General features: G+C 70.6%; 11 protein-coding genes. 3 read left to right on the top strand and 8 right to left on the bottom strand.

Annotated features, from left to right (window positions below; genetic code table 11):
• A partial coding sequence (locus ETD86_RS48550; protein ID WP_211370793.1) for a methyltransferase occupies nt 1–789 on the bottom strand: 789 nt, incomplete at its 3' end.
• 122 nt (nt 790–911) lie between these two features.
• Here ETD86_RS48550 and ETD86_RS48545 point away from each other — a divergent pair.
• Together ETD86_RS48545 and ETD86_RS48540 are read left to right on the top strand one after the other, a co-directional pair.
• Nucleotides 912–1,916 carry a WD40 repeat domain-containing protein gene (locus ETD86_RS48545; RefSeq protein WP_138673395.1) on the top strand — a complete coding sequence of 335 codons (1,005 nt, stop codon included), beginning with the start codon at nt 912–914 and terminating at the stop codon, nt 1,914–1,916.
• A gap of 5 nt (nt 1,917–1,921) precedes the next feature.
• Nucleotides 1,922–2,923, top strand: coding sequence for a WD40 repeat domain-containing protein (locus tag ETD86_RS48540; RefSeq protein WP_138673394.1), 1,002 nt, complete (start codon nt 1,922–1,924; stop codon nt 2,921–2,923).
• 242 nt (nt 2,924–3,165) lie between these two features.
• On the opposite strand, the gene ETD86_RS48535 is transcribed toward ETD86_RS48540, so the two are convergent.
• Nucleotides 3,166–3,933, bottom strand: coding sequence for a VOC family protein (locus tag ETD86_RS48535; protein WP_138673393.1), 768 nt, complete (start codon nt 3,931–3,933; stop codon nt 3,166–3,168).
• 170 nt (nt 3,934–4,103) lie between these two features.
• Between ETD86_RS48535 and ETD86_RS48530 the strand changes: the two genes are divergently transcribed.
• Nucleotides 4,104–4,733: an alpha-ketoglutarate-dependent dioxygenase AlkB gene (locus tag ETD86_RS48530; protein ID WP_138673392.1), complete on the top strand. Its 630-nt coding sequence runs from the start codon at nt 4,104–4,106 to the stop codon at nt 4,731–4,733.
• 103 nt (nt 4,734–4,836) lie between these two features.
• On the opposite strand, the gene ETD86_RS48525 is transcribed toward ETD86_RS48530, so the two are convergent.
• The 6 genes from ETD86_RS48525 to ETD86_RS48500 form a co-directional block, all read right to left on the bottom strand.
• Nucleotides 4,837–5,898 (bottom strand): WD40/YVTN/BNR-like repeat-containing protein, encoded by a 1,062-nt coding sequence (locus tag ETD86_RS48525; RefSeq protein ID WP_138673391.1) that lies wholly within the window; start codon nt 5,896–5,898, stop codon nt 4,837–4,839.
• Between the two features lie 133 nt (nt 5,899–6,031).
• A complete protein-coding gene (locus ETD86_RS48520) occupies nt 6,032–6,898 on the bottom strand; it encodes a D-alanyl-D-alanine carboxypeptidase family protein (RefSeq protein WP_138673390.1) in 867 nt (288 codons plus the stop codon).
• Nucleotides 6,899–7,034: 136 nt separating this feature from the next.
• A complete protein-coding gene (locus ETD86_RS48515) occupies nt 7,035–8,216 on the bottom strand; it encodes a glycosyltransferase family 4 protein (RefSeq protein ID WP_138673389.1) in 1,182 nt (393 codons plus the stop codon).
• The gene (locus ETD86_RS48510) at nt 8,213–9,058 is read right to left on the bottom strand and encodes a sulfotransferase family protein (RefSeq protein ID WP_138673388.1); all 846 of its coding nucleotides are present in this window, start codon (nt 9,056–9,058) and stop codon (nt 8,213–8,215) included. Before ETD86_RS48510 ends, ETD86_RS48515 begins: the two co-directional genes overlap by 4 nt.
• 128 nt (nt 9,059–9,186) lie before the next feature.
• Nucleotides 9,187–10,020, bottom strand: coding sequence for a carbohydrate ABC transporter permease (locus tag ETD86_RS48505; protein WP_138673387.1), 834 nt, complete (start codon nt 10,018–10,020; stop codon nt 9,187–9,189).
• Nucleotides 10,017–10,892, bottom strand: an 876-nt coding sequence (locus ETD86_RS48500) for a carbohydrate ABC transporter permease (protein ID WP_138673386.1), incomplete at its 5' end; no start/stop codon positions are given. The genes ETD86_RS48500 and ETD86_RS48505, both read right to left, overlap by 4 nt.

The raw sequence follows: 10,892 nt of genomic DNA, 5'->3' as shown, positions 1-10,892 counted from the left end.
GCCCAAGACGACCACCCGTCCCGACGCCCCCGCCGCCTCGGCGCAGCGGTGCAGCAGCGCCAGCGCCTCCCGGTCCGGCAGGTCGTTCAGCACCTTCCGCACCAGGTAGACGTCCTTGCCGGCAGGCAGCGGGTCATAGAAGCTGCCCCCGGCCACGGTGACTCGGTCGGACAGCCCGGACGCCGCGAAGGACTCCACGGCCCTGGCCGCCGTGCCGGGCAGCTCGACCAGCGTGCCCTTCACCCCGGGCCGGGCCCGGAGGATCGCGGTGAGGGCCGCGCCGGTGCCGCCGCCCACGTCCACCACCTCGGTCACCCCGTCCCAGTCCGCGCCGACCAGGATCTCCGGATCGAACTCCCCGTGGCCCACCGGCCCCATGAGCGCGTCGAAGCTCTCGCCCAGCTCCGGGTGCGCCTCCAGGTCCTCCCAGAACGACCGCCCGTACAGCTCCTGATAGGCCGGCTCACCGGAGCGCACGGCCGCCAGGAACGTCGTCCAGGCCCCCGCCATCCTGCCGCCCACGCCGTCGAGATCGAGGAAGAGCCGCAGCGTCTCGTCCCGCAGCCCACCGGAGCTCGGCGCCGCGTCGTTGAGCGCGAACGTGCCCGGCTCCGGCTCCTCGAACACGCCCTTGCCGGCCAGGTGGGTGAGCGTCCTGCGCAGGTACGCGGCGTCGCAGCCGACGGCCTCCGCCAGGTCGCCGACCTCCATGGGGCCCTCCGCCAGCCGGTCGGCGATGCGGAGCGTCGCCGCCACCCGCAGCGCCCACGGGGTGCTCAGATCAGCCATCTCCCAAAGGTTCACCATCCGAGACTCCCACGCACCGCATTCGATGGACAGCCGTGGCCGACCTGTGACCAACCGGCCACGGCACGTGCGGGTCTAAGCAGGTAAGCGAAAGGATCACAGCCATGAGGCATCCCTCAGCGACCGCCGCGCTTCTGGCGGCGGCGGTCCTCGGCGGGCTGGGGCTCGTACCCGCCGCCGCCCACGCGCGGACCGGGCCCGAGGTGGCCCGCGCCGCCTGGATCACATCCTGCTACGACAAGAAGGAACGCGACTTCGCCCCCTGCGGCCGCTGGCGGCTGCTGTGGCGCGACGGCAGGCAGACGACCATACGCGACGCCGCCATCACCAAGATCGACAGTGCGGGGAAGGAGACCCGCGACCCGAGCACCTTCGCGATCAGCGGGGACGGGAAGGTGCTCGCCTACGAACGCGCCGGCGACCACCGCCTGGTCGTCCGCCGGGCCGCCGGCGGCCCGGCCACGGTGCTGCCGAAGTCGGTGCGGCCTAAGGGCCTCGGCACGGACGTCATCGGCCTGGACCTGTCGTCCACGGGGGACAAGGTGCTGATCGACTACCAGGACGACCCCGCCCGCCTGCCTGCCAAGGTCGTCACGGTGGCCACCGGCAAGATCACCACGCTGCCCGCCGAGGACACGGTGCTCGGCTTCAGCGGCGACGGCGACGAGGTGCTGGCCACCCGCCTCCAAGGTGACAACACCACGACCATGTACGCCTACCGCCTCGACGGCGGCGCCCCGATCAAGAGCACGCCGCCCCAGGTCGTGGCGAACGCGCTGGCGTACGCGCTGGCCCCCGACGGCAAGACCGTCGCGGTGTTCACCGAGGGCGACACCGCCAAGAAGCGGCCGCCCAGGGCGCGGATCTACGACCTGGAGACCGGGGACCTCTCGGCCGCCGCGGACCTGCCCGTCAAGGCCGACGCGCTGCCGTACGCGCCGTGGTGGACCGCGGACGGGCGGCTCAACGTGGTCGTGCACAGCGGTGACGAGCGGGAGACGGCGGTGATACGGGTGCTCACCGTCGACCCGCAGTCCCAGCAGACCACGCAGGCCGACAAGTACACGATCAGCAAGACCAGGCACGCCTACTTCGCCGCAGGGGAGTGACCCACATGAGAACCAAGATCGTCGCGACCCTCACGGCCGCGCTCGTCACCCTGGTCGGCGCCCCGGTCGCCGCCCCGGTGGCCGGCGCGGTGGCCGGCCCGGCCGTCGCGCACGCCGATCCGCACCACGACAGCATCAGGTACGCCTCCATCAAGAGCTGCGCACGCGAGAACGAGCAGCCGCGGCCGTGCGGCGCGTGGCGGCTCGTCATGCACAGCGGCGAGCAGACCACGCTGCGCGACGCGCAAGGGGTCGCGCTCAACGCGAAGGGCAAGTCCACCCGCTACCTCCCGGCGGCCATCGCGGTGAGCGGGAACGGGCAGAAAGTCGCGTACTTCACCACGACCGGCAGGCTCGCCGTACGGACCCTCGGCGGAGGCGTCAAGCTGCTCCCCAAGGACGCGCTGCCGCGGATCGGGCAGGACCAGGTGTCGCTGGTGCTCTCTGACGACGGCGGCCGGCTGGCCGCGCTCTTCAGCGACGACAAGCCCCACGCCACCCGTGTCTTCGACACCGACACCGGCGCTCGGCTCGGCACCCTGCCGGGCCACCTGGGCGTGCAGGGCTTCAGCGACGACGGTGACGAGCTGCTCGGCACCGTCGACGCCGAGGAGTCCGTCACCGACCTGCTGGTCTACAGCGACACGGGGAAGCAGCTCGTCCGTGCCACCCCGCCGCAGGTCGTCGCGTCGAACGGGCCACAGGCGCTGGCCGCCGACGGGCGTACCGTGGCGAACATCGTGCAGGGGGACAAACCGGAGCTGGTCCTGTACGACATGGAGTCCGACCAGGTCACCGATCGCAAGAAGATCAAGCTGCCGACCGGCGACATCAACATGATCGACTGGACCGGGGACGCCCAGGTGACCCTCCACCTGGTCCGCTACCTGTCGAACTCCACCAGGATGACGGTCGTCCAGATCGACACCCGGACCGGCGCGGTCAAGGTCCGGGACCGGTACACGGTCCTGAAGGACACATTCGTGTTCGCCGCGTGCGGCGGCTGACCCCGCCGACAGGCGATGCCGTTAGGAACGGCGGACGCCGGGAAGGTGCCAAGGGGCGCCCTTGAACCGAGGAGCCGCCCCGGATCACGAGGCGGGGGACCCGGCCCGGCCTGTACGGGCTACGCGCCGCACAGGCCGGGCCAAGCCACTCACACCGAGCTGGTGGTGCCCTGCTCCGAGCAGGGCGCGGCCGCTCACACCGAGCTGGTGGTGCCTTGCGCCGAGCAGCCGGGTGCGGCCGCTCACGCCGAGCTGGTGATGACCGCGAAGCGGGCGCCGTGCGGGTCGGCCAGGAAGGCCATGCGCCCGACCCCCTCCACACTCACCGACGGGGCCCGCACCGTCCCGCCGAGCTGCTGCGCCAGGCTCACCGTGGCGTCGCAGTCCGGCACCTCGAAGTACGGCACCCAGTGCGGGCTGTCGCCCGGCTCGAGCTCGGCGAGCCCGGCCATGGAGGACTCCTCGCCGCCCCCGGCGGGGGAGATCACGGGATAGGACATGTCGCCCATCGGCATGTCATGGATGGACCAGCCGAAGACCGCCTCGTAGAAGGCGCGCGCGGCGGCGAGGTCGGGAACGTACAGCTCGACCCAGCCCAGCGAGCCCGGCTCCGTGACCAGGCCGAGCCCTCGGGTCGCGCCCGGCTGCCACACGGCGAACCTGGCCCCCGCCGGATCCGCGAACACCGCCATCCGTCCCTGCCCCTCGATGTCGAGCGGCGGGGCGACCACCGTGCCGCCCGCCTGCTCGATCGTCTTGGCGATGGCGTCGGCGTCGGGCGCCTGGAAGTACGTCAGCCAGGCCGCGGCCGGGTTGTCCTCGGTGGCGTGGCTGATCCCGGCCACCGTCTTGCCCTCGACCTGGCAGAACCGGTAGTCCCTGTGCTCGGGGCCGAGCGTGATCGACCGCCAGCCGAACAGCCCGGTGTAGAAGGCCTCGCAACGGTCGGCGTCCGGGCTGTTGACGTCGATCCAGCAGGGAGTGCCCGGCAGGTACTGGGTGGTGAGCATGGCGTTGTTCCTTCGCGTGACGAAACGGTGGGTGGCCTCCTCGCCTCATGGCGCGGTCTGAGGGCGACGCCACTCGTATCCGGCGACTGCCAGCGTGGCACGATACATCGGCGAATGCGACTGCCGCCGCAGTCGAATCTGTGTTTGAAGCATGGCCTAGACTCAGGACTATGAGAGCCGCGTTCCAAGCATCTCTGCTGGGTCTCGACGAGGAGCTCGGCGTCGGCCCGCTCCGCGCCGCGGTCCGCAGGACACATCTCGCCCACGGCGCCTGGATCGATGTCCTGCCGGGCTGGCTGTCGGGCGCCGACACGCTGTTCGAACGGCTCGCGGAGGTGGTGCCGTGGAAGGCCGAACGGCGGCGGATGTACGACCGGGTGGTGGACGTGCCCCGGCTGCTGAAGTTCTACGACGAGGACGAGACCCTGCCGGACCCGGTGCTGGACGACGCCCGGCGCGCGTTGAACGCTCATTACGCGGAGGAGCTCGGAGAGCCGTTCCGCACGGCCGGTCTCTGCTTCTATCGTGACGGGCGTGACAGCGTGGCCTGGCACGGGGACACGATCGGGCGGGGGAGCACGGAGGACACGATGGTCGCGATCGTCTCGGTCGGCTGCCCGCGCCCCCTCATGCTCCGGCCGCGCGGCGGCGGCCCCTCGATCCGGCGTGATCTCGGGCACGGGGATCTGATCGTGATGGGCGGCAGCTGCCAACGCACCTGGGAGCACGCCATCCCGAAGACCACCCGTCCCACGGGGCCGCGCATCAGCATCCAGTTCCGCCCCCGCGACGTCCGCTGACCCCTGGCCGCTGCCCCGCGCCCGGACAACCCCGCGCTGCGGGCCGGCACCGGCGCGCGCCACCGCCGACAGCGCCGTGGGCGGGCTCGGCATCATGGCCGGGCTACTTCATGGTCAGCCGGGCGACCCGCCCCTGTTCGCCCGACGCCCAGCAAGCGCCGTCGCGCGCGCACGACACCGTGTCGAACGACCCGCCGTCGAAGGTCTCCCAGCTCCGCCCGCCCGAGTACGTCACGTCACTCCCGGACGGCCCCACCGCGACAGCCGCGAACGGCGGGTACGGGAGCCACGTCACGCCCGACCGGTACGCCGGCGGCGGTGTGGCGGCGGGCTGCCAGGTGGCACCCCCGTCCCGGGTCACCGCCCTCGCGCTGGGCGACTGCTGGTCCGGCCGGAAGTCGCCGCCGACCGCGATGCCGCGGTGCCGGTCGCGGAAGGCCAGCGCGAACACACCCCGCGCCGGGTCCCCGGCCGGGATCGGCGTGTCGGCGACCGTCCACGTACGCCCCCGATCTCCCGAGTGGAACACCCGCGCCCGCTCGGCCCCGCCGCCGGCCAGCCACACGTCCCGGCCGCCGGCCGTGACCAGGCACTGGCCGCTGGCCGCGAACCCGGCCTCGCCCGGCAGCGCATCCGGCATGCCGTCCGAGGGCAGCACCCGCCAGCTACGCCCGCCGTCCTCCGTGGCCAGGATCCGGAACCTGCCGTCCACCGGGTCGCTCATGGCCAGCCCGTGCCGGGGGTCGAAGAACGCCAGGCAGTCGTAGAACGCGCGGGGCTCGTCGTTCCTGAACGTCTCCGTCCAGGTCTGCCCGCCGTCCTCCGTGCGGTAGACCCGCGAGTCCGTACCCTCCCCGATGGACAGCGCCACGGCCCGGCGCGAGTCGAACGCCTCGATGTCGCGGAACTGCAGGGCGGCGGTGTCGGGCGGAGAGACGTTCTGCCAGGTCCGGCCGCCGTCCACGGTCCTCAGCACCGTGCCGCCAGAGCCGGAGGCCCAGACCACGTCGCGGCTGACGGGCGACAGGCCGCGCAGGCGCGCGGTCACCCCGGTCTCCTTGAGCTCCCAGCCGAGCCGGGGCGGTCCGGCGTGGGCGGGGAGCGGGGTCGCCGCCGCGAGTACGAGGGTCGCTGACAGCGCGCTCAACGCGATTCGAAGCTTCATGTCGGGCAAACTAATCCAAAGGATCAACACCGTCCATGGGCTGATTTATCCAGATGTACTGCGGCCGATTCGGCTTCCCAGCGTCTCGCGGCCGGACGGCCCTATGACATGCCTGGCCCGGGCGGTCGCCGGGTCAGGCGGACTGGCGGGTGGCGCCCCAGGCCAGCAGGGCCTCGGCCGTCGTGAAGCGACGCTTGGAGAGCGACTCCCCGAGCAGCACGCCCACCAGGCGCCGCCCGTCGTGCTCGCCCGCGAACGCCAGGCAGAACCCGGCCGCCCGCGTGAACCCGGTCTTCAGCCCGATCGCGCCCGGCGTACCCAGGAGCTTGTTGGTGTTGCGCCAGCTGTACGAGCCGTGGCCGTCGGCGGCGTCCAGCGCGTGGTATCGCGTGCCGGCGGTCTCCCGGATCAGGGGGAGCTCCAGCGCCTTGGCGGCCAGCAGGGCCTGGTCCCGCGCGGTGGAGTAGCCGTCACTGCCCGGCATGGGCAGGCCGTCGGCGTTGACGTACTGGGTGTCGGTCATGCCGAGCTCACGCGCGGTCGCGTTCATCTTGGCGACGAAGCCGTCGACGCCGGGGCCGTACGTGCGGGCCAGGGCGTGCGCGGCGTCGGCCCCCGACGGCAACATCAGGCCGTACAGGAGCTCGTCCACCGTGATGCGGTCGCCGGCGCTCAGGTCGGCGGTGGTGCCGCCGCCGTCCTCGGCGTACGCGACGTCGGCGGGCGCGATCTCGACCACGTCCGTCGGCTTGGCGGTCTTCAGTACGACATATGCCGTCATGGTCTTGGTGAGGCTGGCAATCGGCATACGTTCGGCGCCGTTGTCGTCGAACAGCACCTCGCCGGAGGAGGCGTCGATCAGATAGGCGGCGCGGCCGTACGCCGTGGGAGCGTCGGCGGCGGCGGCGAGCGCCGTCGTCGCGTGTGCGGGCATGGCGAGCCCTGTGACCAGGGCGAGGATGCCTGCCAGGGCGGCCAGAAGGGCTTTCCGGGTACGCATGGCCCCAGATTGCCGCGAACTTTGGGATGCTTTTGCCGAAATGGGCGAAATGTCCCGTAGAAGCGCTCGGGAACAGCGATGGCGCCGCAGGTTTCGACGGGTAGATCTTTTTGCTATAGGCCTGGAATATCCCGGTCTACCTACTGCCGCTCCAGAAATTGTCCGTCACGCGCTCACCCTGCAGCAGCTCAGAGAACAAATCCTCCCACAAGGGCATCACCAGGTCCGGCGCGTACGCCCGAGACGTTTTCCATGCCTGCTTTCCCATCCGTACCCGCAACTCCCGATCCGCCACGACCCGCTTCAACGCCTCCGCCAGCGCGTCCACGTCCCTCGGGGGCACCAGCACCCCGTCCACGCCGTCCCGCAGCACGTCCCGCGGCCCGGTCGGGCAGTCGAACGCCACTACGGGCAGCGCATGCGTCATCGCCTCGATCATGACCATGGGCAGCCCTTCGAACCGCGAGCTCAACGCGTACACGGAGGCCTCGGTCAGCTCCCGCTCCAGGCTCTCGGTACGCCCCGGCAGCGCCACGTGCTCGCGCAGCCCGTACTGCTCGACGAGCCCGCTCAGCTGGTTCTTGCGCGGACCGGTGCCGAAGATCCGCAGCCGCCACTCCGGATGCTCGGCCACCACCTGCGCGAAGGCCGGGATCAGCAGGTCGAACCCCTTCTGCGGCACCAGCCGGCCGGCCGCGATCACGACGGGGTTCACCTGCTGGGAACGTTCCTGGTCGACCTTGTGCACGGCGTTCGGGATCTGCACGATCGGCGTCCTGGGCAGCAGCCGCTGGTATTCGAGCCGGTTCGTCCCCGTCAGCACGGTGATCGCGTCGAACCGCCCGTAATGGCGGAGGATCTCCGCGCGGATGGTCTCGGGGTAGGCCGACAGGTTCATGTGCTCCTGGGCGACCCGCACGACGCCCTCGGGGGTACGGCGGGCGGAGATCAGGTTCAGCGCGGGCCGGGTGGTGACCAGGACGCCGTCGCGCAGCTTCGCGCAGAAGTCCATGGCCGCCCACTCCACCCGTTCGGTGAAGTAGTCGGCCGCGAACTCCCCGCGCGGCACGATCTTGCCGCGTACCCGCCGCCAGGCCCGCCGCCCGATCGAGTCGGGCCGGCGCCCACCACGCTGGTCCACCAGCGTGGTGATCGTGATCCGCGAGTCCAGCTTGAACTGCGGCGTGTCGCGCCGCCGCACCACGCTGACCAGCTCCACCTCGTGCCCCGCCGCGGCCATCGCGTTCGCCTGGTTGACGACCGTGCGGATGGTGCCGCCCATGCCGTACGCGTGGAGCATGAGATAGCGGATCTTCACGAAATGTACCCCCAGGTACGGGAGATCGCCTTCAGGGGCTCCGGGATCTCGTGCTCGGACGGCAGCTCGCGGGCGGGTTGCACGGTGCCGGATCGGATCTTGTCGCGCCAGTCGCCGAGCCCCTTCTGGATGACCGTCTGCTTGCCGTAGGAGAGCATCTCCGGCTCCCACTCCAGGTCCAGGAACGCGCAGATCTCCCGGGTGACGCGCTCAGGCTCGGCGCTGAGCTCCTCGTACCTGACGGTCAGGCCGGGCAGCGCCTTCCTGGCCCGCTGCACGGCCTTCATGTACCGCAGCGCGTCCAGCGCGGCCTCTTCCCGGGTGCGCTTGTCAGGGCTGGCCTCGTGCCAGGACGTGGCGATCGAGGCGGGGTGGCGGAGCAGGAAGACGAACCGGGCGTCGGGCCAGCAGGCCGCGATGCGCTGGTAGACGAAGGCGTTCGCAGGTGTCTTGTCCACGATGTACCGCTTGCCGCTGCGCACCAGCTCCCGGTGCAGGACGCGGTCCCACAACAAGTGCTCGAGATCGGCCTGGTTGTGGCCGAGCGCCGCCATCGCCTTCGCTGCCAGGGTCGTCTCGAAGTGCACCCGCAGGCGCCGTACGTGCAGCTCATGGGGAGCGTGCAGCGCCGAGTGGGCGTTCAGTATCGAGCGCAGGAGCGTCGAGCCGGACCGCACGGGGGACAGGAGGAACACGGGTGCTTCTAGCAGCCGGTCGGTCAGCGGATCCGCGGGCGGTCTGACCTCGGGGACGGGAGGGGCCGGTGCCTCTTTCCCTGCCCGTTCGATCTGGAATCCGGTGAACCTGACCAGCGCTTTGTTCACCTTACGCTGCCAGTTCATGCCGAGCGAGACTACCGTCAGTTCCTGGTGATTGCCTGGCAACAGGACGAGTTCGGCGGCCCGCACGACGGGACCGTCCCGCCGCGGAGCACCGGCCCGGGCGGACGCTCCCTGAAGCTAACGCGACGTCACTGGCCGGCCAGGCCGGTGTGGGCGACGCCGCGGACGATCTGCCGCTGGAACAGGACGAACACCACGAGCAGCGGCAGCCCGGCCAGCACGACGGACGCCATGATCTGCGCGTACCGCAGGCCGAACGTGCCCTGTACGACGTTCGCCAGCCCCACCGGCAGCGTCATCGTGTTCGGGTCGGTGGAGACCAGGAACGGCCACAGGAAGTTGTTCCACGTGGTGATGAACGTGAAGATCGACACCGCGGCCAGCACGGGCCGCGACAGCGGCAACACGATCGTGAAGAACACCCGCCAGCGCCCCGCCCCGTCCACGAACGCGGCCTGCTCCAGCTCCGGCGGCACGTCCTGGAAGAACTTGTACAGGACGTACACGATCAGCGGCGCGGCGACCTGCGGCAGGATGATCGCCCACCAGGTGTCGACCAGCCCGAGTGCGACCATCTCGGCGAACAGCGGCGCGATCAGCACCTGCGGCGGCACCATGATCCCGGCCAGGATGACCGCCAGCAGCGCCCGCTGGCCGCGGAACTGCGTGCGCGCGAACCCGTAGGCCGCCATCGCCGAGAACAACACGGTCAGGAACGTGGTGATCACCGCGGTGACCGTGGAGTTGATCGCCCACTTGACGATGCCGCCGGTGCCCAGGACCAGCTGGTAGGAGTCCAGGGTGATCTCGCTGCCGATCCATTGCAGCGGGATCTTCGTGGTCTCCGACTCGGGCTTGAGCGAGACGGCCACGGCCCAGGCGATGGGAGCCAGCCAGATGATCGCCAGCGCCAGCGCCACCACCAGCAGGATGAGCTGGCTGATGCTGAACCGCTTGGTCATGACGAGCCCTCCGCGCGCTTGCGGAACAGCCGCAGCTGTGCCAGGGAGACGACGACGATGATGGCGAACAGGATGTACGACACGGCCGAGGCGTAACCGATGCGGTAACCGGTGAAGCCCATGTCGTAGGCGTACTCGATGATCGGCCTGGTGGAGTCCTCGGGCCCGCCGCCGGTCATGAGGTAGATCTGGTCGAAGACCTTCAAGGACGCCAGGAGTTGCAGCACCACGATCAGCGCCGTGGTGCGGCCCAGCAGCGGCAGGGTGATGGAGCGCAGCTTGTCCCAGCCCGAGGCGCCGTCGATGGCGGCGGCCTCGTACAGGTGCTGCGGGATGGACTGCAGGGCGGCCAGGTAGAGCAGGAAGTTGAAGCCGACCGTCCACCAGACCGTGGTCAGCACCACCGAGAACATGGCGGTCGACGGGTCGGTCAGCCAGGTGAACTCGGTGCCGAGCGTGCCGTTGATCAGGCCGTAGTCGGGCGGGTAGATCATCTGCAGCCAGAGGATCGACACCACGGCCGACGGCAGCAGGAACGGCCCGAAGAACGACAGCCGCCAGAGCCACTGCACGAACCGCAGATGGTGCACCAGCAACGCGAACCCGAGACCGAGCAGCACCAGCGGGACCGTGCTCAGCACGGTGAAGACCACCGTGTTCCAGAGCGAGCGCCACATGCGCGGGTCGGCGAACGCCTCGGCGTAGTTGTCGAACCCGACGAGGTTGTCGTTGGTGCCGGCGATGTTGACGCTCGACATGCTCATCCGCAGGCCCTGCACGGTCGGCCAGACCAGGAAGGCCACGTAGATGATCAGGAAGGGCGCGACGAACAACAACCCGTGCTGAGTCCAGCTGCGCCGGACCTTGGCCTC

This window comes from Nonomuraea turkmeniaca (assembly GCF_005889735.1).
GTDB lineage: Bacteria > Actinomycetota > Actinomycetes > Streptosporangiales > Streptosporangiaceae > Nonomuraea > Nonomuraea turkmeniaca.
The sequence above is the reverse complement of the archived record's forward strand: the minus strand, read 5'-3'. Positions and strand labels throughout refer to the sequence as shown.